Annotated in this window: 24 protein-coding genes and 1 tRNA gene; 14 read left to right on the plus strand and 11 right to left on the minus strand. The window is 71.8% G+C overall.

What is annotated here, in order from left to right; all coding sequences use genetic code 11:
* Nucleotides 1-16 precede the first annotated feature (16 nt).
* From CG740_RS22475 to CG740_RS22500, 6 genes are all read right to left on the minus strand, one after another.
* Nucleotides 17-325, minus strand: coding sequence for a DUF202 domain-containing protein (locus tag CG740_RS22475; RefSeq protein WP_234376428.1), 309 nt, complete (start codon nt 323-325; stop codon nt 17-19).
* Nucleotides 326-336: 11 nt separating this feature from the next.
* Entirely contained in the window at nt 337-729 is a 393-nt protein-coding gene (locus CG740_RS22480) for a YidH family protein (RefSeq protein WP_100577397.1), read from the minus strand.
* Nucleotides 730-754: 25 nt separating this feature from the next.
* Complete coding sequence (locus tag CG740_RS22485; RefSeq protein ID WP_100577034.1) at nt 755-1,270, minus strand: NUDIX hydrolase; 516 nt, start codon at nt 1,268-1,270, stop codon at nt 755-757.
* A gap of 62 nt (nt 1,271-1,332) precedes the next feature.
* Nucleotides 1,333-2,097 (minus strand): glucose 1-dehydrogenase, encoded by a 765-nt coding sequence (locus CG740_RS22490; RefSeq protein ID WP_100577035.1) that lies wholly within the window; start codon nt 2,095-2,097, stop codon nt 1,333-1,335.
* Complete coding sequence (locus CG740_RS22495; protein ID WP_100577036.1) at nt 2,094-2,792, minus strand: TetR/AcrR family transcriptional regulator; 699 nt, start codon at nt 2,790-2,792, stop codon at nt 2,094-2,096. Before CG740_RS22495 ends, CG740_RS22490 begins: the two co-directional genes overlap by 4 nt.
* Nucleotides 2,793-2,879: 87 nt before the next feature.
* Entirely contained in the window at nt 2,880-3,776 is an 897-nt protein-coding gene (locus CG740_RS22500; protein WP_100577398.1) for a DMT family transporter, read from the minus strand.
* Nucleotides 3,777-3,942: 166 nt separating this feature from the next.
* On the opposite strand from CG740_RS22500, the gene CG740_RS22505 reads away from it, so the two are divergent.
* From CG740_RS22505 to CG740_RS22520, 4 genes are all read left to right on the plus strand, one after another.
* A complete protein-coding gene (locus CG740_RS22505) occupies nt 3,943-5,598 on the plus strand; it encodes an FAD-binding dehydrogenase (RefSeq protein ID WP_100577037.1) in 1,656 nt (551 codons plus the stop codon).
* Between the two features lie 255 nt (nt 5,599-5,853).
* Nucleotides 5,854-7,416 carry an APC family permease gene (locus tag CG740_RS22510; RefSeq protein WP_100577038.1) on the plus strand — a complete coding sequence of 521 codons (1,563 nt, stop codon included), beginning with the start codon at nt 5,854-5,856 and terminating at the stop codon, nt 7,414-7,416.
* A 149-nt stretch (nt 7,417-7,565) separates the two neighbouring features.
* Nucleotides 7,566-8,231, plus strand: a complete 666-nt coding sequence (locus CG740_RS22515) for a molybdopterin-dependent oxidoreductase (RefSeq protein WP_100577399.1) — start codon at nt 7,566-7,568, stop codon at nt 8,229-8,231.
* Nucleotides 8,173-8,856, plus strand: coding sequence for a cytochrome b/b6 domain-containing protein (locus tag CG740_RS22520; RefSeq protein ID WP_100577039.1), 684 nt, complete (start codon nt 8,173-8,175; stop codon nt 8,854-8,856). Before CG740_RS22515 ends, CG740_RS22520 begins: the two co-directional genes overlap by 59 nt.
* An 11-nt stretch (nt 8,857-8,867) precedes the next feature.
* Here CG740_RS22520 and CG740_RS22525 read toward each other — a convergent pair whose 3' ends face one another.
* Both CG740_RS22525 and CG740_RS22530 read right to left on the minus strand, forming a co-directional pair.
* Nucleotides 8,868-10,274 (minus strand): GntT/GntP/DsdX family permease, encoded by a 1,407-nt coding sequence (locus CG740_RS22525; protein WP_100577040.1) that lies wholly within the window; start codon nt 10,272-10,274, stop codon nt 8,868-8,870.
* A gap of 11 nt (nt 10,275-10,285) precedes the next feature.
* Entirely contained in the window at nt 10,286-10,795 is a 510-nt protein-coding gene (locus CG740_RS22530) for a gluconokinase (protein ID WP_100577400.1), read from the minus strand.
* Nucleotides 10,796-10,935: 140 nt separating this feature from the next.
* Between CG740_RS22530 and CG740_RS22535 the strand changes: the two genes are divergently transcribed.
* Both CG740_RS22535 and CG740_RS22540 read left to right on the plus strand, forming a co-directional pair.
* On the plus strand, nt 10,936-11,637 hold the full coding sequence (locus CG740_RS22535) for a FadR/GntR family transcriptional regulator (RefSeq protein ID WP_100577041.1): 702 nt from the start codon (nt 10,936-10,938) through the stop codon (nt 11,635-11,637).
* A 238-nt stretch (nt 11,638-11,875) separates the two neighbouring features.
* Nucleotides 11,876-13,339, plus strand: a complete 1,464-nt coding sequence (locus CG740_RS22540; protein ID WP_100577042.1) for an amino acid permease — start codon at nt 11,876-11,878, stop codon at nt 13,337-13,339.
* A gap of 87 nt (nt 13,340-13,426) precedes the next feature.
* Here the strand turns inward: CG740_RS22540 and CG740_RS22545 are convergent, their stop codons facing one another.
* The gene (locus CG740_RS22545; protein ID WP_100577043.1) at nt 13,427-14,134 is read right to left on the minus strand and encodes a TetR/AcrR family transcriptional regulator; all 708 of its coding nucleotides are present in this window, start codon (nt 14,132-14,134) and stop codon (nt 13,427-13,429) included.
* A gap of 117 nt (nt 14,135-14,251) precedes the next feature.
* On the opposite strand from CG740_RS22545, the gene CG740_RS22550 reads away from it, so the two are divergent.
* From CG740_RS22550 to CG740_RS22565, 4 genes are all read left to right on the plus strand, one after another.
* Nucleotides 14,252-15,751 carry an APC family permease gene (locus CG740_RS22550; protein ID WP_376214377.1) on the plus strand — a complete coding sequence of 500 codons (1,500 nt, stop codon included), beginning with the start codon at nt 14,252-14,254 and terminating at the stop codon, nt 15,749-15,751.
* 98 nt (nt 15,752-15,849) lie between these two features.
* A complete protein-coding gene (locus CG740_RS22555) occupies nt 15,850-17,493 on the plus strand; it encodes an amidohydrolase (protein WP_100577045.1) in 1,644 nt (547 codons plus the stop codon).
* A gap of 56 nt (nt 17,494-17,549) precedes the next feature.
* Complete coding sequence (locus CG740_RS22560) at nt 17,550-18,635, plus strand: S-(hydroxymethyl)mycothiol dehydrogenase (protein WP_100577046.1); 1,086 nt, start codon at nt 17,550-17,552, stop codon at nt 18,633-18,635.
* On the plus strand, nt 18,635-19,270 hold the full coding sequence (locus CG740_RS22565; RefSeq protein WP_100577047.1) for an MBL fold metallo-hydrolase: 636 nt from the start codon (nt 18,635-18,637) through the stop codon (nt 19,268-19,270). Before CG740_RS22560 ends, CG740_RS22565 begins: the two co-directional genes overlap by 1 nt.
* Before the next feature lie 207 nt (nt 19,271-19,477).
* Here the strand turns inward: CG740_RS22565 and CG740_RS22570 are convergent, their stop codons facing one another.
* On the minus strand, nt 19,478-20,548 hold the full coding sequence (locus CG740_RS22570; RefSeq protein ID WP_234376430.1) for a pseudouridine synthase: 1,071 nt from the start codon (nt 20,546-20,548) through the stop codon (nt 19,478-19,480).
* 196 nt (nt 20,549-20,744) lie between these two features.
* Here CG740_RS22570 and CG740_RS22575 point away from each other — a divergent pair, with 196 nt between their 5' ends.
* Nucleotides 20,745-22,271 carry a beta-ketoacyl-[acyl-carrier-protein] synthase family protein gene (locus CG740_RS22575; protein ID WP_100577048.1) on the plus strand — a complete coding sequence of 509 codons (1,527 nt, stop codon included), beginning with the start codon at nt 20,745-20,747 and terminating at the stop codon, nt 22,269-22,271.
* Between the two features lie 49 nt (nt 22,272-22,320).
* Here CG740_RS22575 and CG740_RS22580 read toward each other — a convergent pair.
* A tRNA-Leu gene (locus CG740_RS22580) sits at nt 22,321-22,408 on the minus strand.
* A gap of 187 nt (nt 22,409-22,595) precedes the next feature.
* On the opposite strand from CG740_RS22580, the gene CG740_RS22585 reads away from it, so the two are divergent.
* The 3 genes from CG740_RS22585 to CG740_RS41765 all read left to right on the plus strand — a co-directional run bounded on the left by CG740_RS22585 (nt 22,596) and on the right by CG740_RS41765 (nt 25,393).
* Entirely contained in the window at nt 22,596-23,927 is a 1,332-nt protein-coding gene (locus CG740_RS22585) for a M20/M25/M40 family metallo-hydrolase (RefSeq protein ID WP_100577049.1), read from the plus strand.
* A 193-nt stretch (nt 23,928-24,120) separates the two neighbouring features.
* A complete protein-coding gene (locus CG740_RS22590) occupies nt 24,121-24,354 on the plus strand; it encodes a chaplin (protein ID WP_100577050.1) in 234 nt (77 codons plus the stop codon).
* A gap of 139 nt (nt 24,355-24,493) precedes the next feature.
* Nucleotides 24,494-25,393: a chaplin gene (locus CG740_RS41765; RefSeq protein WP_100577051.1), complete on the plus strand. Its 900-nt coding sequence runs from the start codon at nt 24,494-24,496 to the stop codon at nt 25,391-25,393.
* Nucleotides 25,394-25,462: the final 69 nt, after the last annotated feature.

A 25,462-nucleotide genomic window follows, 5' to 3' on the forward strand; every position in this document is an offset into this window, starting at 1 on the left:
GGGCAAGGGGCCGGGTTCAGAAAAGGGTGGCGACGGCGAAGCAGGCCAGGGCCACCGTGCAGCCGGCCGCCGCGAGGGCGGCGCGCACCCCGAGCACCCGGGGCCGCGCACCCCCGCTCAGGGTCTGGATACGGCGGTGCGCCACGGCCAGGAAGCCGAGCCATACGAGCCCGCTGAGCGTCACCGCGACCAGCGCGAGGGGTGAACTCCCTTGGTGCAGCGCCTGTTTGGCGGCGAGCACCGCCGCCACCGTGCACGACAAGGTGGTGCGCCGCCAGGCGAGCCGGGTGCGCTCCGGCTGGAGGCCGGGGTCGCGGGCGGGCACCGGCGGGGGCATCAGCCGGCCCAGCCGAAGACCACGACCACCACCATCACGACGGCGACCACCGCGACGGCGAGGCTGAGCAGGGTGGGGAAGCGCGAGACCGGCAGGTCCTCGCCGCGCCGCATGGCCCGCTCGCAGCGCACCCAGTGGTTCACCGCCCGCAGCGCGCACAGCACCCCGGCGGCCAGCAGCGCGAGGGCGAGCGCGACCCGGACGCCCCAGCGCAGGTCCGGCAGGAACTGATCGACCGCGAAACCGCCCCCGACCAGCGCCAGCGACGTCCTGATCCAGGCCAGGAACGTCCGCTCGTTGGCGAGCGAGAACCGGTAGTCGGGGGTCTCGCCCTCCTCGCCGATGCGCTGGGGCGCGAACCACAGCCGCAGGGTCTGCACGATCGTGATCACCCGCCGCACCCTACCCGGCGGCCCCTCAGGACAGGCCGAGCCCCGAGGCGCGCAGCCGCTGCCAGGCCGCGAGCCCGTCCGGCACCCACTCCCAGGTGTCGATACGCGCCTCCAGTTCGGCGAGCGGCAGGAAGTCGTGCCAGGCGACCTCCTCCACCTGAGGGTTCACCGGCAGCTCGCAGCGCACCTCGTACACCGACGACCACCAGCTCTGTTCGCCGTTGTCGTAGCGGAACTTGAACACCGGCTCGGGGCGCGGCAGTCCGGACACGCCGAGTTCCTCCTCGGCCTCGCGCAGCGCCGCGTCGTCGTACGACTCGCCCGCCCCGACCACCCCGCCGACGAACATGTCGTGGAGGGAGGGGAAGACGAGCTTGTCCGGGGTGCGCCGGTGCACGAAGATCCGGCCCGCCGCGTCGCGGGCCAGGACGAACACGCAGCGGTGGCGCAGATTGCGGGCGTAGGCGTCGGCGCGCCGGGCCTGCCCGGTCACGTTGTCGTGCTCGTCGACTATGTCCAGGATTTCGTCAGCCGGATTCATGGGCCCATGAAAACACCGGCCGCCCCGGCGATGCCGTCAACGGCAGGGGCGACGGGCTCGGCTCACTGGCCCATCACGTACTTCACGGTCGGCCCGGTGGTCCAGCCGCCGTCCACGGCCAGCTCCGCGCCGGTCACATAGGACGCCGCGTCCGAGAGCAGGAAGACGACCGCGCCCGCTATCTCGTCGGGCTCGCCGACCCGCCCCATCGGGGTGTTCGGGTAGTTGCCCTCGCCCTTCTGGATGCCGACCGCCGCGGTCATCGGGGTGTACGTCATGCCCGGGTGGACCGAGTTGACCCGGATCCGGGCGGTGCCGAGCTCGACCGCGCCGATCTTCGTCAGGCCGCGTACGCCCCACTTGGAGGCGCCGTAGCCGGCCGTCAGGGCCAGGCCCATCAGGCCGGCGGCCGAGGAGATGTTGACGATCGAGCCGCCGCCGCTCTCCTTCAGCGCCGGGACGACCGTCTTCATGCCGATGAAGACGCCGGTGAGATTGATGTCGAGGACCTTCCGGAAGTAGTCGACGGACTCGGCCTCCAGGAGGCTGCCCGCGGCTATGCCCGCATTGTTGACCAGGCCGTGGAGCGCGCCGAATTCCGCGACGGCGAACTCGGCGGCCCGCGCCCAGTCCTGCTCGGAGGTGACGTCGTGGTGCAGGAAGCGGGCGTTCGCGCCGAGGGCATCGGCGGTGGCCCGGCCCTCCTCGTCCAGGACGTCCGTGATCACTACCCGGGCGCCGGCCGCCACGGCCTGGCGCGCGGCCTCGGCGCCGAGGCCGCGGGCGCCGCCCGTGATGATCACTGTCTTGCCGGTGAGGTCGTTCATCTCATGTCCTTCGGGGTGTCGAGTGTGGGCGGGGGAGCCGTGAGCAGGGCGTTCGTGGTCGCCACCAGATCGGCGCGGAACAGCTCCTCGCCGGTCAGCGGCGCGGTGCCGGACAGGTACTGACGGGCCCGGTCGGCCATTGCGGCGCCGACGAGGGTGAGCGCGAGATCGATCCGCTCCAGGCGGACCGGCTCGGGCAGCAGCTCGGTCAGGCAGCCCTCGATCCGGCCGATGAGGTGCCAGTAGGCCGTGCCGGCCAGGGTGGGGTGCGGAGTCCGGGTACGCACCCCGCTCTCGTGGCTGAGCTGGGCCGAGATCCGCAGACAGCGCCGCCCGCGCCCGGAGCGCAGCTCGCTGGCCTCCGCGCCGATGAGCGCCGCGAGCAGGGCAGGCAGATCCTGCGTGCCGGGCGTACCCGGTGTGCCCGGTGCGTTCTGGGGTGCGGCAGGGTTTTCGAGGCGCGCCGAGAGCAGCGCTTCGAGGACTCCCTCCGTGCGCCGCTGGCGCCCGGCCATCACCGCGTCGAGCAGCCCGGCGCGCGAGCCGAAGTGGTACTGCACGGCCGAGGGATTGCTCTGGCCGGCCAGCTTGACGATGTCGCGCAGCTGGGCGCCGTCGACGCCCTGGGCCGCGAAGACCTCCTCGGCCGCACGGATCAGCTTCTCCCGGGTCTCGGGTCCCGACGTCCTTGCCATGACGCCATAGTAATGCTGGACATTATTAAAAAGCCAGCACCACCCCTTGGGCCGAACGCGGTACGTCCCCGTGCGGCGCGGGAGGTTCTAGTGCGGCTGGAGGTCCCGGCTCGCTTCCTTCGTCGCCGTGCCCGACGGCATGGCCGGGTGCAGTCCGAGCAGCACGATGCCCGCCACGATCGCGGCGAGACCGGCCGCCTCCCAGGCGAGCGCGCCCGTGTCCGTACGCAGCCGGTCCCCGAGGAAGCCGACCCCGCAGGCGATCCCGGCCAGTGGCTGGGCGGCGGTCAGGGCGGGCAGCGACATCCGCAGCGGGGCCGTCTCGAAGGCGCTCTGCACCAGGACGAGTCCGGTCACCCCGAGCGCGATCACCCCGTACGGCTGCCAGCTCGACATCAGTTCCGACCAGCCGCCGGCCGACAGGCGCTGGCCGCTGATCCGGGTCAGGGCGTCCTGGAGGCCGTAGAGCAGGCCCGCGGCGATGGCCAGCATGACCGGGGCCGCCACGCTGAGCCGATCGTGTTTGGCGAAGGCCGCCAGGAGCAGCGCCGTGCCGACCACCACACCCACGATCAGCCAGTGCCGCAGCGCCCCGGCCTCCGAGACGCTGCCGTGCGGCTGGCCCGCCACGATGAACGCGGTGACCCCGCCGGCGAGCAGCGCGAGCCCCGCCCAGCCCTGGCGGCCCAGCGGCTGGCGCGTCCAGAGCCGGGACAGCCACATGGCGAAGAACAGATTGGTGGCCACCAGCGGCTCGACCAGGGAGACCTCGCCCCAGCCGAGGGCGAGCGCGCTCAGCACCATGCCCGCCACCATCAGGCCTATCCCGGCCAGCCAGCGCGGCATGCGCATCAGGTCGAGCAGCAGCCGCGGCGACAGGAAGTCGCCGATCGGGGCCTGCTGCGCCGCGTTCTGCTGTAGCACGAAGCCCGAGCCCAGACAGCACGCTGCGCTCACGGCGAGGACGAGGACCAGAACCGACACGACGTACACCTCAAGTACGGCCGGGGGAAGCCGACTTGGCCGACCCTAGCGCCCCCGGGGCCCGGCCGCCTCCCGGGCGGCGGGAGCCTGACGGTTGACGCCGGGTGGTGGCCCGCCCAAGATCGGACGCACGGGTAACTTGGCGGACGAGCGGAGTGAGCGGCCGATGGCGTACGACGCCGATGTGATCGTGATCGGAGCGGGGCTCGCGGGGCTCGTGGCCACGGCGGAGCTGGCGGACGCCGGCAAGAAGGTGATCCTGCTCGACCAGGAGCCCGAGCAGTCCCTCGGCGGACAGGCCCACTGGTCGTTCGGCGGGCTCTTTCTGGTGGACTCGCCCGAGCAGCGCCGCATGCGGATCAAGGACAGCCGGGCGCTCGCCCTCCAGGACTGGTACGGGACGGCCGGTTTCGACCGGGCCGAGGACCACTGGCCGCGCAAGTGGGCCGAGGCCTACGTCGATTTCGCGGCCGGCGAGAAGCGGGCGTGGCTGCACGCCCAGGGGGTCCGGTTCTTCCCCGTGGTGGGCTGGGCCGAGCGGGGCGGGTACGACGCCAACGGGCATGGCAACTCCGTTCCCCGCTTCCACATCACCTGGGGCACCGGGCCCGGCATCGTGGCCCCGTTCGAGCGGAGGGTGCGGGAGGCCGCCGCCCGGGGGCTGGTCCGGTTCGCGTTCCGGCACCGCGTGACGGGTCTTGGGCGCAGTGCGGGGTCCGTCGACACCGTGACCGGCGAGATCCTGGAGCCGTCCGGCGCCGGGCGCGGGACGGCGTCGACCCGGACCGTCACCGGATCCTTCGAGCTTACGGCGCAGGCGGTCATCGTGACCAGCGGCGGCATCGGCGGAAACCACGACCTCGTACGAGCCCAATGGCCCGAGCGGCTCGGCACGCCGCCCGAGCACCTGCTCTCCGGTGTCCCCGCCCATGTCGACGGCCTCATGCTCGGCATCACCGAACGGGCCGGGGCCCACCACATCAACCGCGACCGCATGTGGCACTACACCGAGGGCATCCAGAACTGGAACCCCATCTGGGCCAAGCACGGCATCCGCATCCTGCCCGGCCCCTCCTCGCTCTGGCTGGACGCGCGCGGCAACCGGCTGCCCGTCCCGCTCTTCCCCGGCTTCGACACGCTCGGCACCCTCGACCACATCATGAGGACCGGGTACGGCTACACGTGGTTCGTGCTCGACCAGAAGATCATCGGCAAGGAGTTCGCGCTCTCGGGCTCCGAGCAGAACCCCGATCTGACCGGCAAGTCCGTACGCGGTGTCCTCGGGCGGGCCCGGGCCGATGTGCCGGGCCCGGTGAAGGCGTTCATGGACCACGGGGCCGACTTCGTCGTCGAGAAGGACCTGGCCGCGCTCGTGCGCGGCATGAACGCGCTCACCGACGAACCCCTCATCGACGAGGCCGCGCTGCGCCGCGAGATCGTGGCCCGCGACCGGGAGATCGCCAACCCCTTCACCAAGGACCTCCAGATCACCGCGATCCGCGGGGCGCGCAACTACCTCGGCGACAAGCTGATCCGCACCGCGCCGCCGCACCGCATTCTCGACCCCGGGGCCGGCCCGCTGATCGCGGTCAAGCTGCACATCCTGACCCGCAAGTCGCTCGGCGGCCTGGAGACCGACCTGTCCTCGCGCGTGCTCACCGAGGGCGGCGAGCCGCTGCCGGGCGTGTACGCGGCGGGCGAGGCGGCCGGGTTCGGCGGCGGAGGCGTGCACGGCTACCGCTCCCTGGAAGGCACCTTCCTCGGCGGCTGCATCTTCTCGGGCCGCGCCGCGGGCCGTGCCGCCGCGCAGGCGGTGTCCTAGACGCGCGCGGTCCGGCCGGTCCTCGACTCCCGCGGGTACCCGTGGTCCGGCCGGTCCCCGATCCCCTTGCGCGGGGGCCGCGTTCGCTGCCCGCGGCGGGGGCCGAACGGCCTTGACGGGCGGCGGCGACCGGCGATTTGCTGGCGGTGACCATCGCGCATGCGTTCAGCGCGCATTCATGCTCCGGCGATCTTTCCGTGCGGGCGATGCCGTAAGTGTGGTCTGACCGGAAATCACCGAAAGGGCCAACCTCGCATGCCGAGCCGGACCAGCGAACCCGAGACCAGCACGTACGAGGAACCGGAACGGGCCCTGCGCGCCGGCCGGCTCGGCACCCCGGGAGTGCTGCTTCCGGTGCTCGCGGCGAGCGCGCCCCTGATGGTCGCGGTCGGGGTGATGCCCACCACCTTCGCCGAGACGGGCGTCGTCGGACAGCCGCTGCTCTTCCTGGTCCTCGGCGCGGTGCTCGCCCTGTTCGCCGTCGGGTACGCCGAGATGAGCCGGCACATGAGTCACTCGGGCGCCTTCTACGCGTACATCGCGCGAGGGCTCGGGCCGACCGCGGGCGCCTCGGCCGCCTACGGAGCGCTCGCCGCCTACAGCGCGTTGCAGGTCGGCATCTACGGCATGTTCGGTTTCGAGGTGTCCGGGCTGCTCGACACCTACCGCGGCGTCACCATCGACTGGTGGGTGCCCGCGCTGCTCGCGGTCGCCCTGGTGGGCGCGCTCGGCCGGCTGAGGATCGACCTGAACGCCAAGGTGCTCGGGGTGCTCCTGCTCGTCGAGGTGGCGCTGGTCGTCGTCTTCGACCTCGCCGCGCTCGCGGACCCGGCCACCGGCCGCCTCTCGCCGCACGCCTTCAACCCGCGCGCCCTGGCCCACGGCAGCGCCGGCATCGCCCTGTGCTTCTGCGCCGCCGCCTTCATCGGCTGTGAACAGGCCCCGGTGTACGCCGAGGAGACCCGGCGTCCCCAGGCCGTCGTCAGACGCGTCCTGTTGCTCGCGGTCGGCCTCGTGACCGCCCTCCTCGCGCTCAGCTCCTGGGCCCTCACCCTCGCGGCGGGCCCGCAGGACATCGTGGACTCCGCACAGAAGCAGGGCCCCGGCCTGCTGTTCGCGCTCGCCGAGAAGAACCTGGGCACCACCTTCGCCGACGTCCTCCATGTCGTGTTCGTGACCGGCATGTTCGCGGCGCTGCTCAGCCTGCACAACGTGGTCGCCCGGTACGTCTTCGCCATGGGCCGCGAGGGGCTGCTGCCCGCCGGGTTCGGCCGGACCAGCCCCATCAGCGGGGCGCCGGCGGCCGGCTCGCTGTTCCAGACCGTGGTCTCGGTGGCCGTGGTGGCCGCCTTCGCGCTCACCGACCGCTGGCCGGCCGGCGACCCGACCGCCCCCGTCACCCACCTGTTCACCTGGACGGGCAACGCCGGCGTGCTCGGCGTGCTGCTCCTCATGGCCGCCTCGTCCCTCGCCGTGATCGTCTTCTTCGTCCGCCGGGGCGAGGCCGGTGCCCAGCGGTGGCGGCTGCTCGCCGCGGCCGCCGCAGGCGTCGCGCTGCTGGGCATTGCCGCCTACAGCGTCCGGCAGTTCCAGCTCCTTGTCGGGGCGGGGCCGAACGACACGCTCGCCTGGATGCCGCCCGGGATCGTCGTCCTCGCCCTGCTCGTGGGCCTCGGGTACGGGCTCGTGCTGCGGGCGCGCAGGCCCGGGACGCACGCGGGGATCGGCCGGGGCGACGAGCCCTCGCCGGCGCCCGGGGCACTGCCGGGTCCGGGTGGCCCCGGGACGCGGGAGTCGGGGCACGGCACCCTGCTGTGAGCCGGCTGGGGAATTCCTGACGGAACGGTGACGTACGGCCGTGGCCCCTGGCAGGACCGGCCGCCGGGTGTTCGAATCGTCGGGTGACACCAGAACCAACACCGCCGCCCGCGCGGGGCACTCCCGTGGGGCGCCGGCTCGTGCTCGGCATGCTCGGACTCGGCGTGGCCGGGGTCGCGTCGGCGCGCTATGTCCAGGGCGGCCTCGAATCCTTCCTCGGCGCCGCCGCCGACAAGGACCCCACCGGGCTCACCAGTCTGCTGCCCAACGGCGGCGGCTTCCGCTACTACTCGGTCACCTCCTCGGTGCCCGACAGGAGCGCCGCCGACTACCGGCTCACCGTCGACGGCCTGGTCACCCGGCCCGCCACCTACACCCTGGACGCACTGCGGGCGCTGCCGCAGACCCGGCTGGTGCGCGATGTGCAGTGCGTGACCGGCTGGCGGGTGCCCGGCACCCCCTTTGCCGGGGTCCAGCTGTCCCGCCTCCTGGACGCTGCCGGGGTGCGGCCGGGTGCCGGAGCCGTCCGCTTCACCTGCTTCGACGGCGCGTACAGCGAGAGCCTCACCCTCGAACAGGCGCGCCGCGACGACGTGTTGATCGCGCTGAGCATGCAGGACAAGCCGGTCAGCCATGCGCACGGCGGCCCGGTCCGTCTGTACGTGGCTCCCATGTACTTCTACAAGTCGGCGAAATGGCTGTCCGGGATCACCGTGACACAGAAGGTCGAGCGGGGATTCTGGGAGGAGCGGGGCTATGACATCGACGCCTGGGTCGGCCGGTCCAACGGACGCGAGGACCACCCCACCTCCTGAACTCCCGCACACGGTACGGCGGTTCACGCCGGGGGAGCGGTGGGTGCACCGGGCCGCGGCCTGGCTGATGGGCGCCTGTGTGGTGACCGCCGCGGTCCTCTACGTCCCGCAGTTCGCCGAGGCGGTGGGCCGGCGCGAACTCGTGGTGCGGGTGCACGAGATCTGCGGGGTGCTGCTTCCGGTGCCGGTCCTGCTCGGCCTGGCCTCGCGCGCCTTCCGCGCCGACCTGGGCCGCCTCAACCGCTTCCACCCGTACGACCGGACCTGGCTGCGCACCGCTCTGCGGCGGGAGCGGGAGCCGCGGCCTTCGGGCAAGTTCAACGCGGGGCAGAAGCTGTACGCGGGCTGGATCGCGGGGGCCGCCCTGGTGATGCTGGGGACGGGGCTGCTGATGTGGTTCACGCACCTGGCGCCCATCGGGGTGCGGATCGGGTCCACATTCGTGCACGACTGGCTGTCGCTCGCCGTCGGCATCGTGATCGCCGGGCATGTGTGGATGGCGATCGGCGACCCGGTGGCACGCCGTGGCATGCGCACCGGGTCGGTCGACCGGCCGTGGGCGAAACGCGAACACCCCTTGTGGGAGCCGGAGTCGGACGCCGCACCAGCGGGCGAGGACGAGTGACCGCAGGCCGGCTAGACGACCAGTGACAGGAGCAGGACGAAGCCGAGCGACACCACGGAGATGATCGTCTCCATCACCGACCAGGTCTTGATCGTCTGGCCGACGCTCATCCCGAAGTACTCCTTCACCAGCCAGAACCCGGCGTCGTTGACATGGCTGAAGAAGAGCGAACCGGCGCCGACCGCGAGCACGAGCAGCGCCGCGTGCGCGGTCGACATGTCGGCCGCCAGCGGTGCCACCAGGCCCGCGGCCGAGATCGTCGCCACGGTCGCGGAGCCCGTCGCGAGCCGGATCGCCACCGCGATCAGCCAGGCGAGCAGCAGCGAGGGGATCGCCCAGTCCTTGGAGAAGTCCAGGATCATCTGGCCGACGCCCACGTCGATCAGCGTCTGCTTGAAGCCGCCGCCCGCGCCCACGATCAGCAGGACGCCGGCGATCGGGGCGAGCGACTTCTCGACGGTCGTCGAGATCCGCTCCTTGGTGAACCCGGCGGCCCGGCCCAGGGTGAAGATGGCGACCAGGACCGCGGCGAGCAGGGCGATCAACGGCGAGCCGATGACGTCGGTGACCCGCTGGACGTGGTTCTTCGGGTCGTCGACCACGATGTCCACCAGCGCCTTGGCCAGCATCAGGACCACCGGGAGCAGCACCGTGACGATGGTCGCGCCGAAGCTGGGGCGCTTCTCCAGGTCCTCCGAGGGGCGGGCGGGGACCATCTTGTCCGGAGCCGGGATGTCGACCCAGCGGGCCGCGTACTTCGAGAACACCGGGCCCGCGATGATCACCGTGGGGATGGCGACGACCACGCCGAGCGCGAGGGTCACGCCGAGGTTGGCGCCGATCGCGTCGATGGCGACGAGGGGCCCCGGGTGCGGCGGGATGAGGCCGTGCATCACGGACAGGCCGGCCAGCGCCGGAATGCCGATGCGCATCAGCGAGTAGTTGCCGCGCTTGGCGACGAGCAGCACCACCGGGATCAGCAGCACGATGCCGACCTCGAAGAACAGCGGAAGACCGATGATCGAGGCGATGGCCACCATCGCCCACGGCATCGCCCGGCCGCCGGACTTCCCGGCCTTGGCCAGGATGGTGTCGACGATCTGGTCGGCGCCGCCGGAGTCGGCGAGCAGCTTGCCGAGGATCGCGCCGAGCGCGATCAGCACGCCCACGCCGGCGACCGTGCTGCCGAGGCCCGCGCTGAAGCTGGTGATGACCTTGTCGAGCGGGGCGCCCGCGAAGGCGCCGAGCGCCAGCGAGCCGATGGTCAGGGACAGGAAGGCGTGCAGCTTGAACTTGGTGATGAGCAGGACGATGACGGCGATGCCCGCGAGTACGGCGATGCCCAGCTGGGCGTGGCCGGCCGAGGTGATCGGCTGCGTGGCGTCCGCTGCCAGGAACTCGACGCTGAGTCTGGTCACGGTGGGATTCCTTACTTGGTGAGCGTTCGCAGCGCGGTGGCGGCCCGCTCCGCGATGTCCTCGGGGGTGCCGGACACGTCGACGGCGACGCCTGCCTCGTCGGGGCCCAGCGGCTGAAGGGTGGCGAACTGCGAGTCGAGCAGCGCGGTCGGCATGAAGTGCCCCTTGCGCTCGGCCATCCGGTGCTCGATGAGCGCGCGGTCGCCGGTCAGATGCAGGAAGACGACTCCGGGGGCGGCCGCGCGCAGCCGGTCGCGGTAGCTCCGCTTGAGCGCGGAGCTGCTCACCACCCCGCCGCGTTCGGCCCGGCCGTGGGCCCAGACGCCGATCGCGTCCAGCCAGGGCCAGCGGTCGTCGTCGTCCAGGGGGATGCCCGCGGACATCTTGGCGACGTTGGCCTGGGGGTGGAAGTCGTCGCCCTCGGCGTAGGGGACGCCGAGCCGTGCTGCGACCAGCGGCCCGATGGTGGTCTTGCCGGTTCCGGCAACGCCCATCACGACGACGGTCAGGGGGGTGTTCATGGCGGGTGGTGCCTCGCTGTCCTCATCGACATCGATGTCCTTCGCGGACACTCAAACCCATTAGGTACGACATATTCAAGAGGTCGTGATTTAAAAGTCATACTTTTGTGGACCTCCAGGAGGGCCCGTAGGCTTGGTCCATGACGACTCGGGCCCGGGGCCTCCATACGCATGTGCTCGAAAGCCTGGGTCTGGCGATCACCGCGGGCGAGTACCCGCCCGGCAGCGTCCTTCGCACCGACGAACTCGCCCAGCGCTTCGACGTGTCGCGCACGGTGGTGCGCGAGGTGATCCGGGTCCTGGAGTCCATGTACCTGGTCGAATCCCGGCGCCGGGTCGGCGTGACCGTCCAGCCGGCCGAGCAGTGGAACGTCTACGACCCGCAGGTCATCCGCTGGCGCCTGGCCGGCGCCGACCGCCCGCGCCAGCTGCGCTCGCTGACCGTGCTGCGCTCCGCCGTGGAGCCGGTCGCGGCCGGCCTCGCGGCGCTGCGGGCCACCCCCGCCCAGTGCGCGGACCTCACCGAACAGGCCCTCGGCATGGTCGCGACCTCGCGCGGGCGCCAGCTGGAGGCGTACCTCGTGCACGACGTGGCCTTCCACCGGATCGTGCTCAACGCGTCCGGCAACGAGATGTTCGCCCGGCTCGGCGATGTGGTGGCCGAGGTCCTCGCCGGCCGCACCCACCACCAGGTGATGTTCCCCGACCCCGATCCGGCCGCCGTCACTTTGCATGTGCGGGTGGCCGAGGCGGTCCGCGCGCGGGACACGGCGGAAGCCGAGCGGCTGACCCGGGAGATCGCGGTGGGCGCACTCCAGGAGCTGGACGTTCTCGCGCCATAGGTACCCTGAGCAACGAATTCCGCTCGCCGGATGCCTTCCCGTTACCTCGGATACCTCAGAAACATCTCAAATCTGTCTCTACGTGACATTGGCCACTGCCAAACTGTGCCGCCAGGCGGAACTATGGGCCGCTGGTCCGTGCCATGGTGACGCTAGTCCCCGCCACGGTGACGACCTGCGTCACCGGCACGACCGGTCCCGCACGACCGCATGACCCCTCACAAAGGCGAACTACTCCATGAGTGACCGCATGCCTGCGGCCGAGACCCAGAGTGCCCCCGCGGGGGCGACGACGGGCACCCCCCACATCGACGCCGGTGACGCCGGTTACAGCAAGGACCTCAAGTCCCGCCACATCAACATGATCGCCATCGGCGGCGCGATAGGCACCGGGCTCTTCCTCGGCGCCGGTGGCCGGATGGCGGGCGCGGGCCCCTCCCTCGCGATCGCGTACGCGGTCTGCGGCGTGTTCGCCTTCTTCGTCGTACGGGCCCTCGGTGAGCTCGTGCTCTACCGCCCCTCCTCGGGCGCCTTCGTCTCCTACGCCCGTGAGTTCATGGGCGAGAAGGGCGCCTACACGGCGGGCTGGCTGTACTTCCTGAACTGGTCGACCACCGCCGTCGCCGACATCACCGCGGCCGCGACCTACGCCCACTTCTGGGCCATGTTCAGCAGCGTCCCGCAGTGGGTCTGCGCGCTCGTCGCGCTCGCGGTCGTCCTCACCGCCAACCTCATCTCGGTGAAGTACTTCGGCGAGATGGAGTTCTGGTTCGCGATCATCAAGGTGGTCGCGCTGGTCGCCTTCATGCTGGTCGGCATCTACCTCGTGGTCACCCAGCACGACGTGGACGGCTCCACGCCGGGCTTCGCCAACATCACCAGCCACGGCGGCATCTTCCCGATGGGCATGCTGCCCATGCTGCTCGTCATCCAGGGCGTCGTCTTCGCCTACGCCTCGGTCGAGCTGTGCGGCGTCGCCGCCGGCGAGACGGAGAACCCGCAGAAGATCCTGCCCAAGGCGATCAACTCGATCATGTGGCGCGTCGCCGTCTTCTACGTCGGCTCCGTGGTGCTGCTCGCGCTGCTGCTGCCGTACACCGAGTACTCCGAGAACCAGAGTCCGTTCGTCACCGTCCTCGACAAGATCGGCGTGCCGGGTGCGGCCGGCGTGATGAACCTGGTGGTGCTCACCGCGGCCCTCTCCAGCCTCAACTCCGGCCTGTACTCCACCGGCCGCATCCTGCGCTCGATGTCGCTCGCGGGCTCGGCGCCCAAGTTCGTCGGCGTCATGAACAAGGGCAAGGTGCCCTACGGCGGCGTTCTGTTCACCGCCTTCTTCGGCGTCCTCGGCGTCGCCCTGAACAAGGTCGTGCCGGACGACGCCTTCGAGATCGTGCTGAACTTCGCCTCCATCGGCATCCTCGGCACCTGGGCGATGATCATGGTCTGCTCGCTGCTCTTCTGGCGCCGCGCACAGCAGGGCCATCTGGAGCGCCCCTCCTACAAGCTGCCCTGGGCGCCCTACACGCAGATCGTGACGCTGGTCTTCCTCGCGACCGTCGCCTTCCTGATGTGGTACGGCGGCGGCGTCGGCCGCACCACGATCTACTGCCTCCCGATCATCGCGGCGCTGCTCGTCGGCGGCTGGTTCGTCGTCCGCAAGCGGGTCGGCGCCATCGCGGCGACCAAGCCCCAGCCGTAACCCCGGCGCCATGAAAGGGCGGCACCCCGGACCACGGGGCGCCGCCCTTCTTCACGCCCTGCCGCGCCCGGCTCACCCCCGCCCGGCTCACGCCCGCACATGCCGCAGCCGGGCCTCGGCCGCGGCCAGCATCATCTCCAGGGCCGCCGGATAGGCGCTGCGGCCCATCTCCGCCACCAGGGTCGGCGCGGTGGCGGCCACATGCGGATGGGTGTCCGCGCCGAGCCGCGCGTACCGCTCCCGCCAGGTCCGCTCCTCCAGGATCCGGGACTCCTTCGGCAGGGTCAGCACGGTCGCGTCGAGCGCCGCGAACGCCAGGGTCTGGTCCACGAACACGTGGTAGATCCGCACCGCCTCGGCATCCGGGAACCCGGCCCCGCGCAGGATGCCGAGGATCGTCTCCACCGAGCGCATCTCGTGCACCCGGCCGGTCACCCGCGTACACGTCAGCACCGCCGCCTGCGGATGGGCCTGGTAGTCGGCGTGGATGCGCAGCCCGAGCGAGCGCAGATCCGCCCGCCACTCGCCGCTCGGCCGCCAGGCGCGCAGGGTGCGGCCGATCAGCTCGTCCGCCACCGCGAGCAGCAGGTCGTCGGTGTCCTGGAAGTACCGGTACAGCGCGCTCGGATCCGCGCCGAGCGCCGTGCCGAGCCGCCGCACGGTCAGCGCCGCCGCCCCGTGCTCGCCGATCAGGCGCAGCGCGGTCTCGACGATCAGCGCCTCGGAAAGCACCGTGCCCCGCTTGGTGGGCCGCCGCCGGCGCCGCTCCCCGTCCGCCACGACTCGCTCGCTCATGCGCCGCACCCTACGGACCGGCGCACCTTATGACAACGCCGTTGACGCATCGGCTCCACCCGGAGTTCCATGTGCCGCCATCGGGGCCGAAAAGCGCCCCTCGGCGAAGGAGCGACCGTGCGCACTCCCTACGGCAGTGACCCACCCGTTCTGCGCAAGAGCCTCGGCGTCCTGGACGGCGTCGCCATCGCCGCCTCCTCCACGGCGGCCACCACCAGCATCGGCATCGGACTGGGTGTCACCGCGGGCGCGGTGGGACTGCACCTGCCGATCGTGATGCTCCTCGCGTTCATTCCGATCCTCGGCATAGCGAGCGCGTACACCCGGCTCAACAAGGTCGAGCCCAACATGGGCAGCGGCTATGTGTGGGTGGGCCGCTCGCTCAGCCCCTGGCTGGGCTTCCTGACCGGCTGGATCGGCATCGTCTCCACCGTCGTCTTCCTCGCCTACACCACCGCCGTCACCGGTTCCGCCCTGATCCAACTGGCAGGCGAGGCAGGCCTGGTGAGCCTCGGCGGACTGCGCTTGGACCCGGACTCCACGGCCCAGTCCACCGCGATCGGCATCGTCGTCCTGGTCGCCGTCACCTTCACCGCGGTGATCGGCACCCGCTCGGCCGCCGCCCTCCAGAAGTGGCTCCTGGTCTTCGAGTACGCCGTGCTCCTCGGCTTCTGCGGCTACGGACTCGTCAAGGGCCCGCACCCCTTCAGCCTGGACTGGCTGAACCCGTTCACCATCCCCTCGGGCCAGGCCCTGGCCCAGGGACTGCTGCTCTCCGTCTTCTGCTACTGGGGCTTCGAGTCGACCTTCAGCGTGAACGAGGAGATCAAGGACCCCGAGGACGCCTCCAGGGCCGGACTCATCACCCTGTTCACCATGCTCGGCCTGTTCCTGCTCGGCTCGTTCGCCTTCCAACGGGTGCTCTCCGCCGATGAGTTGGTGGGCCACGGCGCCCAGGGCCTCACGTTCTTCGGCGACCGGCTCGCCACCCAGCCGCTGGCCGCCCTGCCCCTGGTCGCGCTGACCTTCTCGGCGATCGCCTCGCTCCAGTCCGGTGTCATCCCCACCGTGCGCGGCATGTTCGCGATGAGCCGCGACCGCACGCTCGGCCCGCTCTGGCTCAAGGTCAGCCCCCGCTACGGGACCCCGGCGGCCGGCACCGTCGCGATCGGCTGCGTCGCGGCCGGCATCGCCGTGCTCTCGCTGCTCATCCCCAAGATCGGCGACCTGATCCTCGCCTCCGTCAACGCCATCGGGGTCGTGGTGTCCCTCTACTACGCGCTGACCGCCCTGGCCGCGGCGAGCCGCTTCCGCGGGGCGCTGCGCGAGAGCGCCGGCGAGGCGATACGTGCCGTGGTGATCCCCGTCCTGAGCGCCCTGTTCCTGCTCGGCCTCGGCGGCTACCTCGCCTGGACCTTCTACACCTCCGCCGACCACTTCGAAGTCAGCCCCGACAACGGCTGGTTCATGCTCGCCTGCCCCGCGGCGATGCTGCTCAGCGGTGTGGGGGCCGCCGCCTGGGCCAAGTGGGTAAGGAAATCACCGTACTTCGTCACCGGCCGCTCCAGCACGGAAGCGGATGCGGCACCGCTCGGCGCCGCATCCGAACCCGCCTGAACCCCCGCCCCGGCAACCCTCCTCAGCACTCCTGCCTCACAACTCCTGCCTCACAATTCCTCCCACACAAACCCCTCCCTCACAGAACGGACGCACGCATGCGCCACGACCCCGCCGACCTCGTCTTCACCGGCGGCCCGGTCCTCACCCTGGACGCCGCCCGCTCCCGCGCCACCACCGTGGCCGTCACCGGGGACCGCATCACCGCCGTCGGCCACGACGAGGTGCGCGAACTGATCGGCCCGAAGACCCAAGTCATCGACCTGGCGGGCAAGTTGCTGATCCCCGGCTTCCAGGACGCCCATGTCCACCCCGTCTCGGCCGGCATCGAATTGGCCCGCTGCGACCTCACGGGCCTGCGCACGGCGACCGAGACGCTGGACGCGGTACGCGCCTACGCCGACGCCCATCCCGAACAGGAGTGGATCACCGGGGGCGGCTGGTCGATGGAGGCCTTCGAGGGCGGCAGCCCGACGCGCGACCTGCTCGACCGGGTCGTGCCCGACCGGCCCGTCTACCTGCCCAACCGGGACCACCACGGAGCCTGGGTCAACTCCCGCGCCCTCGCCGCCGCAGGCCTCACCCGGGACACCCCCGACCCGGCCGACGGCCGCATCGAACGCGACGCCACCGGCGAGCCGACCGGGCTGCTCCAGGAGGGCGCCATGGACCTCGTCGGCCGGCTCACGCCCCGCTCGACCCCCGCCGAACGCCTCGCCGCCCTGCTGCGCGCCCAGGCCCACCTCCACTCGTACGGGATCACCGCGTGGCAGGACGCGATCGTCGGGAACTTCGGCTCGATGGACGACCCCGCCGACGCCTATGTGACCGCGGCGCGCGACGGCTCGCTGACCGCACGGGTCGTCGGCGCCCTGTGGTGGGACCGCGAGCGCGGCGCCGAGCAGATCCCCGAACTGGTCGCGCGGCGAGCACAGTTGAGCAAGGGCCGGTTCCGCGCCGGATCGGTGAAGATCATGCAGGACGGGGTCGCGGAGACCGGCACCGCCGCCCTGCTCGGCCCCTACCTCGACGCCTGCGGCTGCGCGACCGCCAACACCGGGACCAGCTTCGTCGATCCGGCCGAACTGCGCTGCTATGTAACCCAATTGGACGCCCTCGGCTTCCAGGCCCACTTCCACGCGCTCGGCGACCGGGCGGTGCGCGAGGCGCTCGACGCGGTGGCGGCCGCCCGCGAGGCCAACGGACGGACCGACACCCGGCCGCACCTGGCCCACCTCCAGATCGTCCACCCCGACGACATCGACCGCTTCCGCGCGCTCGGCGCCACCGCGAACATCCAGCCCCTGTGGGCCTCCCACGAACCCCAGATGGACGAGCTGACCATCCCCTTCCTCGGTGCCGAGCGCGCCGGACAGCAGTATCCGTTCGCGGCGCTGCTGCGCTCCGGGGCGACCGTGGCGGCCGGCTCGGACTGGCCGGTCAGCAGCCCCGACCCGATGCAGGGCATCCACACCGCGGTCAACCGGGTCGCTCCCGGCGAGAAGGGCCCGGTGTTCCTGCCGGAGCAGCGCATCACCCTGACCGCGGCCTTCGCCGCGTACACCGCGGGGACGGCGTATGTGAACCACCTCGACGACACGGGTTCGATCCGGCCCGGCGCGCTCGCCGACCTCGCGGTCCTCGACCGGGACCCGTACGCGGGGCCGCCCGAGGAGATCGGTGCGACCCGGGTGCTCGCCACCTATGTCGGCGGCCGACGGGTGCACGAAGCCACCTCATAAGGTGTATTCCTGATACACCCGAACACAGCCGACGGTACGAAGCAGGGAGTGGCGGCATGTCGCAGCAGGTCCAAGGGGTCATCGCACCGGGCAAGAACCAGCCCGTGCGGGTGGAGACCATCGTGGTACCGGACCCGGGCCCGGGCGAGGCGGTGGTGAAGATCCAGGCCTGCGGCGTCTGCCACACCGATCTGCACTACAAGCAGGGCGGCATCAACGACGACTTCCCGTTCCTGCTCGGCCACGAGGCCTCCGGCATCGTGGAGTCGGTCGGCGAGGGCGTCACCGATGTCGCGCCCGGCGACTTCGTGATCCTCAACTGGCGTGCGGTGTGCGGCAGTTGCCGGGCCTGTCTGCGGGGCCGTCCGCAGTACTGCTTCAACACGCACAACGCGCAGCAGAAGATGACGCTGCTCGACGGTACGGAGCTGTCCCCGGCGCTCGGCATCGGGGCGTTCGCCGAGAAGACCCTGGTCGCGGCGGGCCAGTGCACCAAGGTCGACCCGGCGGTCTCCCCGGCGGTGGCGGGGCTGCTCGGCTGTGGGGTCATGGCCGGCATCGGCGCGGCCATCAACACGGGCAACGTCGGCCGGGGCGACTCCGTCGCCGTCATCGGCTGCGGCGGCGTGGGTGACGCGGCGGTCGTCGGCGCCCGGCTCGCGGGCGCGGCGAAGATCATCGCGGTCGACATCGACGACCGCAAGCTGGCCACGGCCAGGACGATGGGCGCGACGCACACCGTCAACTCCCGCAGCCAGGACGCCGTCGAGGCGATCCGCGAGCTGACCGGCGGCAACGGCGCGGACGTCGTCATCGAGGCGGTGGGCCACCCCGAGACGTACAAGCAGGCGTTCTACGCGCGCGATCTGGCGGGCACGGTCGTCCTGGTCGGCGTGCCGACCCCGGACATGACCCTGGAACTGCCGCTCCTGGACGTCTTCGGCCGGGGCGGCGCCCTGAAGTCCTCCTGGTACGGCGACTGCCTGCCCTCGCGGGACTTCCCGATGCTGGTCGACCTGCATCAGCAGGGCCGGATCGACCTCGGGGCGTTCGTCACGGAGACGATCGCGCCCGACGAGGTCGAGCAGGCCTTCGCGCGGATGCACGAGGGTGACGTGCTGCGTTCGGTGGTGGAGTTCTGATGGCGGTCCGCGCACGCATCGACCATCTGGTCACGTCCGGCACGTTCTCCCTCGACGGCGGTACCTGGGACGTCGACAACAACGTATGGATCGTCGGGGACGACGAGGAGGCCGTCGTCATCGACGCCGCGCACGACGCGGAGGCCATCCTCGCGGCGCTGGGCGGCCGCACCCTGCGGGCCATCCTGTGCACGCACGCCCACAACGACCACATCGACGCGGCACCGGCCCTGGCGGAGGCCACGGGTGCGCCGATCCTGCTGCATCGGGACGATCTTCCGCTGTGGAAGCAGACGCATCCCGAGCGGCTGCCGGACGGTGAACTGAGCGATGGGCAGCGGGTGTCGGTCGCGGACGTGGAGTTCGAGGTGATCCACACCCCGGGGCACGCGCCGGGTGCGGTCTGCCTCCACGGGCCGGCCCTCGGCACGGTCTTCACCGGCGACACGCTGTTCGCCGGGGGGCCCGGGGCGACGGGGCGGTCCTTCTCCGACTTCCCGACGATCATCGACTCGATCAGGGACCGGGTGCTGACGTTGCCGTCGGACACGGTGGTCCGTACGGGGCATGGTGACGCGACGACGATCGGGGCGGAGGCCCCCCACCTGGCCGAGTGGCTGGCCCGGGGCCACTGACACCCCCAACCGGGGGCACGCCCCAGTCCCCTTTCCGGCCGGGGCCCCAACCGGCTCGCGGTGCGGCTGGCCCCGGGTCCCAACGCCTTGCGGTCCGCCTGGGCTGGTCGGCTGGTTTCTCCCCGCCCCGCCCCTTCCCGAGACCCTCCGGGGGAGCGTTCGTCTAGTGCGGACCGTGCGGGGCTGGTCGCGCAGTTCCGCGCGCCCCTAAAAGCCTTGGTGCTGGTCCGCATTGGGCATTTCAGCCCGTCCGGCGTTTGAGGACGAGCGCCCTTGAGGCGCGAACGGGGTCTGGGGCGGAGCCCCAGGGTCCTTAGGGAAGGGGCGGGGTGGGGTGGGGCGACTCCCGGGGCCCCAGGCCTCTAGTCGCAGCCCGCTCTCGAACCGGCGGGCCCGCCCGTCCACCGGATCGGTGAACTCCAGGACCCTGGCGAGCAGTTGGAGCGGCTCCTCGAAATCACCCGCCTCGGCCTCCGGCAGCACCACCGGATACACCGGATCGTGGAGGATCGGCAGACCGAGCCGGTTCATGTGGACCCGCAGCTGATGCGTGCGGCCGGTCACGGGCAGCAGACGGTACCGCCCGAGGCCCCCACGCCGCTCGGCCAGCTCGATCCGGCTCTCGGCATTGGGCTCGCCCGCCTCCTCGCGTGCGGCGATGACCCCGCGCTCCTTCACGATCCGGCTGCGTACCGTCGCGGGCAGGCCGACCCCGGGATCGTACGGCGCGACCGCCTCGTACTCCTTGCGCACCCGGCGCCCGCTGAACAGATTCTGGTACGTGCCCCGGTCCTCGGGCCGCACCACGAACAGCACCAGGCCCGCCGTCAGCCGGTCGAGTCGGTGGGCGGGCTGGAGTGCCGGCAGCGACAGGTCCCGGCGCAGCCGCGCCACCGCCGTCTCGGTGATGTGCCGTCCGCGCGGGGTGGTCGCGAGGAAGTGCGGCTTGTCCGCGATCACGATCCGCTCGTCGCGGTACACGATCCCGATCTCGAACGGCACCGGCACCTCCGGCGCGAAATCCCGGTGGAACCACACGAACATCCCCGCCCGGTACGCCTCCGCCCCGCTCAGCGCCCCCTCGGCTCCGACGAACCGCCCCTCGCGCAGCATCGCGCCCACCCGCTCCGCGCCGATCGCTCCCTCGAACCGGTCCCGAAGATGATCGCCGACCGTCGCCCAGGACCCGTCCGGGTCGGCCGGCAGCCGCACACGTACCGGGTCGATGCCGTCGCGCTGCGCGAGCGGGGCGCCGGGAGTCCTGGATCTGCGTCTCACGGAACCAGAGAACCCCATCGGACCCGTCAGGGGCAAGAGAATCCCAGGTCAGCGCCGTGCGAGCGGACGGCGGTGGGGGAGCGCGGCGGCGCGACGGATTCCCCTGGCCTGCGGACGTCCCCGCCGGGAGGCATGCTGCCTGGGGGGATTACGTCCGCCATGGCGGCTTCTATGGCGAATAGGGCAAGGGTCCAGCATGAGCGAAGAGCCGGTCATGGGCGGGAAGTGCCTGCTGCTCACCACGGGCGAACTGGCGCCCGGCGACGTCATCGCGACGGACCCCGACGGCCCCTGGCTCGTGGTCGTGCGCACCGCGCCCGCGACCGAGACGAAGACCCGGCTCCATCTGCGTCCGCTGACCGGCGGCCCCGACGTGGAACGCGTCCTGCCGCGCTATGAACGCCAGGTCGTGCGCACCACCCGCGTGGACCCGGCCGAGCTGCCCGACCCCGCGCAGTGGGCCGTACCCCGCCGCCGCCGGGTCGTGGTGACCGGCCTCGGCGCGGTCACCCCGCTCGGCGCGGACGTGCCCGAACTGTGGCAGGGCCTGCTCGACGGCCGCTGCGGGGTCACGCTCGTGGAGGGGGCCGAATTCGACGGGCTTCCGGTACGCATCGCGGCCCGGGCCGCCGTCGACCCCGCGCGGCTGTTGCCGAGACATCTGGCCCGGCGGATGAACCGGTCCACCCAGCTCGCGCTCGTCGCGGCCCGCGAGGCCTGGCGGGACGCGGGGCTCGACCCGGGGGGAACGGTGGCGAGCGGGCTGCGTCCGACCCGTACCGGAGTGTCCATGGGCACGATCATCGGCGGCGCGCCCGTCATGGTCGAGAGCCGGCTCGCGCTCATCGAGCGGGGCCCGAGGGCGGTCTCCCCGCACACCTCTCCCATGACCGTGCCGTCCGCCTCCGCCGCGCAGATGTCCAAGGACCTGGACATCCGCGGCGAGGCACGCACCTTCGTGTCCGCCTGTGCCTCCGGTACGGAGGCGATCGGGCAGGCCGTCGAGGCCATTCGCGCCGGCCGGCTCGACCTCGTCGTCGCGGGCGGCACCGAGGCCGTGATCACCCCGGAGATCCTCGCCGCCTTCGCCGCGATGCGGGCCGTCTCGCGGCGCAACGACCAGCCCGAGCACGCGTCCAGACCGTTCGACGACGCGCGCGACGGATTCGTCCTGGGCGAGGGCGCCGGCGTACTGGTCCTGGAGGACGAGGAGCACGCCCGTGCGCGCGGCGCCCGCATCTACTGCGAGGCGGCCGGCTGGGGCCTGTCCGCGGACGCCTTCCACATGGCGGCCCCCGAACCCCACGGCCGCGGCGTCGAGGCCGCGCTGCGCTCCGCCCTCGCGGACGCCGGAGCCACGCCCGACGACGTGGCCCACGTCAACGCGCATGCCACGGCGACCGTCGAGGGCGACCGCACGGAGGCGCTCGCGCTCGGCCGGCTCTTCGGCAGCCAGATCCGGGACATCCCCGTCACCGCGAACAAGGGTGCCCTCGGGCACCTCCAGGGCGGTGCGGGCGGCGTCGAGGCCATCGCCTCGGTCCTCACCCTGCGGGACGGCCTGATCCCCCCGACCGTCGGCTGCGACCACCCGGAGGAGGGCCTGGGCCTGGACGTCGTCCGCGACACCCCCCGCCCCCTGCCGCCGTGCGGCGACCTGGTCCTGAGCGATTCCTTCGGCTTCGGCGGCCACAACGCGGTCCTGGCCCTCCGCCGACTCTGAGCCCTCCGCCCGGAAACGCAAAAAACCCCAGATGAACTGGGGTTTTCGCTGGTGTCCGAGGGGGGACTTGAACCCCCACGCCCGATAAAGGGCACTAGCACCTCAAGCTAGCGCGTCTGCCATTCCGCCACCCGGACAAGGTGTCTGTCTCGCGGGCCGTGCCCGTTCCGACGTGGAAAACAATAGCAAACATCCGGGGGTGCTCGATCACCCCCCTGGCCTGCGTGAACTCCGGATGTCGACGGGAAGCCGCCCTTGGGTGCCGAGGGGGGCCGGGGGGAGGATGGGGGAGTACCGAGCGGAGCGACAGCGGGAGGAAGCAGCGTGAGCGAGTCGAGCACGACCCGGACCGGCGGCGTGACCGGTGAGGACGAGGTCGTCGACCTCTGTCGCGATCTGATCAGGATCGACACCAGCAACTACGGAGACCACTCCGGGCCCGGTGAGCGTGCGGCCGCGGAGTACGTCGCGGAGAAGCTCGCGGAGGTCGGCCTGGAGCCGAAGATCTTCGAGTCCCACAAGGGCCGGGCCTCCACCGTGGCCCGGATCGCGGGCGAGGACCCGTCCCGGCCCGCCCTGCTCATCCACGGCCACACCGATGTCGTACCGGCCAACGCCGACGACTGGACCCACGACCCCTTCGCCGGCGAGATCGCCGACGGCTGTGTGTGGGGCCGCGGCGCGGTCGACATGAAGGACATGGACGCGATGACCCTCGCGGTCGTGCGCGACCGGCTGCGCAGCGGCCGCAAGCCCCCGCGCGACATCGTGCTCGCCTTCCTCGCGGACGAGGAGGCGGGCGGCACGTACGGGGCGCGCTTCCTCGTCGACAAGCACCCCGAGCTGTTCGAGGGCGTCACCGAGGCGATCAGCGAGGTCGGCGGGTTCTCCTTCACCGTCAACGAGAAGCTCCGGCTCTATCTCGTCGAGACGGCCCAGAAGGGCATGCACTGGATGAAGCTGACCGTGGACGGCACCGCCGGACACGGCTCGATGATCCACAAGGACAACGCCATCACGGAGCTGTCCGAGGCGGTCGGGCGTCTTGGCCGGCACAAGTTCCCGGTGCGGGTGACCAAGACGCTGCGGCACTTCCTCGACGAGCTCGGCGACGCGCTCGGCACCGAGCTGGACCCCGAGAACATGGACGAGACCCTCGCCAAGCTCGGCGGCATGGCCAAGCTCATCGGCGCCTCCCTCCAGAACACCGCCAACCCGACGCAGCTGGGCGCCGGTTACAAGGTCAACGTCATTCCGGGGCAGGCCACCGCGCATGTCGACGGGCGGTTCCTGCCGGGCTACGAGGAGGAGTTCCTCGCCGACCTGGACCGGATCCTGGGCCCGCGGGTCAAGCGCGAGGACGTGCACGCGGACAAGGCCCTGGAGACCTCGTTCGACGGCGCCCTGGTGGACGCGATGCAGACCGCGCTCCAGGCCGAGGACCCGATCGCCCGGGCCGTGCCGTACATGCTCTCGGCCGGAACCGACGCCAAGTCCTTCGACGACCTGGGCATCCGCGGCTTCGGCTTCGCGCCGCTGAAGCTGCCGCCGGAGCTGGACTTCGCCGGGATGTTCCACGGCGTCGACGAGCGGGTCCCGGTCGACGGCCTGAAGTTCGGCGTACGCGTCCTGGACCGGTTCATCGACGCCTCCTGAGGCCGGGGGCCTGCGGGGCCCCACGAGCGGCGGTCACCACGCGTCGGGGTGTCGCTCCGCTAATCGTTTGAACGTACGTATACGACTGAAAAGAGTGAATGCACTCATATGCTCGTAGCCCCATAACTTCCCCCTCGTTACAGGGTGTGCGGTCCGCGGCTGGGACCGCACATATGCCAACAAGGAGGAAGTAATGATCAAGAAGGTCGTCGCTGCTGCGGCTGTCACTGGTGGTCTGGTTCTCGCGGGTGCGGGTCTGGCTGTCGCGGATGCCGGTGCCCAGGGCGCCGCTGTGAACTCCCCGGGTGTCGCGTCCGGCAATGTCATCCAGGTTCCCGTGCACATCCCCGTGAACCTGTGCGGCAACACGGTCTCCGTGATCGGGCTGCTGAACCCCGCCTTCGGCAACACCTGCGTCAACAAGTGACGTTGTGCCCCAACCCGTGAGGGTCTGAGCCGGGCGGCCCCGGAGTGCGCGCCATGCACTCCGGGGCCGCCCGGCATTTCAGCCCGGGCGCAACGGCGCAGCCGGGCTTTCCGGAAGGCAGAAGGCAGGGAACGAATCTATGCGACAGGTCACCCGCAAGTCTCTGATCACCATGGCCGCCGCCGGCGGGGTCATCGCCATGGGCAGCGGGGCGGCGCACGCCGACTCGGCGGCCCAGGGCAGCGCCGCGAACTCGCCGGGCGCGCTGTCCGGCAATGCCGTCCAGCTCCCGGTGCACGTGCCGGTCAATGTCTGCGGCAACACCGTGAACGTGGTCGGCCTGCTCAGCCCGGCGTTCGCCAACGGCTGTGCCAACCAGGGACACCAGGGACACCCGGGGCGCCAGGGCGCCGGTGCGGACGCACACGGCAGGGCGGTCGACTCGCCCGGCGTGGGCTCCGGCAACCACGTCCAGGCCCCCATCGACGCGCCCGTGAACCTCTGCGGGAACAGCGTGAGCGTGATCGGCATCGGCAACCCCGCGTTCGGCAACGACTGCGCCAACGACGAGGGCGGCCGCCCCGGCACTCCGCAGCACCCGGGCCACCCCCAGCACCGGGGCCAGCCACACCACCCGGGCAAGCCGCAGCACCCGGGCAAGCCGCAGCACCCCGGCCACCCCGGCCACCCGGGCGGCCACCAGCAGCCCTGCCCGCCGCACCACCCGGGACAGCCGGGCCACCCCGGGCACCCCGGCCAGCCGCAGCACCCGGGGCAGCCCGGTCAGCCGGGGCACCCCGGTGTGCCGCAGCACCCGGTCAGCCCGGTCGCGCACCAGCCGGCCACGCCCGCGGGGCCTGCCGCGCCCGTCCGGGCCGGTGTTCCGGTCACGCACGCCGTGACCGCCACGGGCCCCGGGGCCACGGCCCCGCAGCTCGCGCACACCGGCTCGCAGGGCATGGGCTTCGCCGTTCCGGCCGCGGCGGGTCTGCTGCTCGGCGGCGCGGTGCTCTACCGCCGCGGGCGCGCGGCGCAGTAGCCGCAGCGGTCCCGGCAGGCCGTCCCGCACGGCTGTCATGACGGAGCGGGCCCCGCACGTGCGGGGCCC

The organism is Streptomyces sp. CB01201, assembly GCF_002803085.1.
Taxonomy (GTDB): Bacteria; Actinomycetota; Actinomycetes; order Streptomycetales; family Streptomycetaceae; genus Streptomyces; species Streptomyces hundungensis.

What these genes read in the sequence shown, in the direction of transcription:
- CG740_RS22545 (WP_100577043.1), bottom strand. Translation starts at nt 14,134, where the DNA reads ATGAGCGAGCGAGTCGTGGCGGACGGGGAGCGGCGCCGGCGGCGGCCC.
- CG740_RS22530 (WP_100577400.1), bottom strand. Translation starts at nt 10,795, where the DNA reads ATGAACACCCCCCTGACCGTCGTCGTGATGGGCGTTGCCGGAACCGGC.
- CG740_RS22590 (WP_100577050.1), top strand. Translation starts at nt 24,121, where the DNA reads ATGATCAAGAAGGTCGTCGCTGCTGCGGCTGTCACTGGTGGTCTGGTT.
- CG740_RS22510 (WP_100577038.1), top strand. Translation starts at nt 5,854, where the DNA reads ATGCCGAGCCGGACCAGCGAACCCGAGACCAGCACGTACGAGGAACCG.
- CG740_RS22560 (WP_100577046.1), top strand. Translation starts at nt 17,550, where the DNA reads ATGTCGCAGCAGGTCCAAGGGGTCATCGCACCGGGCAAGAACCAGCCC.
- CG740_RS22490 (WP_100577035.1), bottom strand. Translation starts at nt 2,097, where the DNA reads ATGAACGACCTCACCGGCAAGACAGTGATCATCACGGGCGGCGCCCGC.
- CG740_RS22520 (WP_100577039.1), top strand. Translation starts at nt 8,173, where the DNA reads ATGACATCGACGCCTGGGTCGGCCGGTCCAACGGACGCGAGGACCACC.
- CG740_RS22540 (WP_100577042.1), top strand. Translation starts at nt 11,876, where the DNA reads ATGAGTGACCGCATGCCTGCGGCCGAGACCCAGAGTGCCCCCGCGGGG.
- CG740_RS22515 (WP_100577399.1), top strand. Translation starts at nt 7,566, where the DNA reads ATGCTCGGACTCGGCGTGGCCGGGGTCGCGTCGGCGCGCTATGTCCAG.
- CG740_RS22565 (WP_100577047.1), top strand. Translation starts at nt 18,635, where the DNA reads ATGGCGGTCCGCGCACGCATCGACCATCTGGTCACGTCCGGCACGTTC.
- CG740_RS22485 (WP_100577034.1), bottom strand. Translation starts at nt 1,270, where the DNA reads ATGAATCCGGCTGACGAAATCCTGGACATAGTCGACGAGCACGACAAC.
- CG740_RS22555 (WP_100577045.1), top strand. Translation starts at nt 15,850, where the DNA reads ATGCGCCACGACCCCGCCGACCTCGTCTTCACCGGCGGCCCGGTCCTC.
- CG740_RS22575 (WP_100577048.1), top strand. Translation starts at nt 20,745, where the DNA reads ATGAGCGAAGAGCCGGTCATGGGCGGGAAGTGCCTGCTGCTCACCACG.
- CG740_RS22505 (WP_100577037.1), top strand. Translation starts at nt 3,943, where the DNA reads ATGGCGTACGACGCCGATGTGATCGTGATCGGAGCGGGGCTCGCGGGG.
- CG740_RS22535 (WP_100577041.1), top strand. Translation starts at nt 10,936, where the DNA reads ATGACGACTCGGGCCCGGGGCCTCCATACGCATGTGCTCGAAAGCCTG.
- CG740_RS41765 (WP_100577051.1), top strand. Translation starts at nt 24,494, where the DNA reads ATGCGACAGGTCACCCGCAAGTCTCTGATCACCATGGCCGCCGCCGGC.
- CG740_RS22495 (WP_100577036.1), bottom strand. Translation starts at nt 2,792, where the DNA reads ATGGCAAGGACGTCGGGACCCGAGACCCGGGAGAAGCTGATCCGTGCG.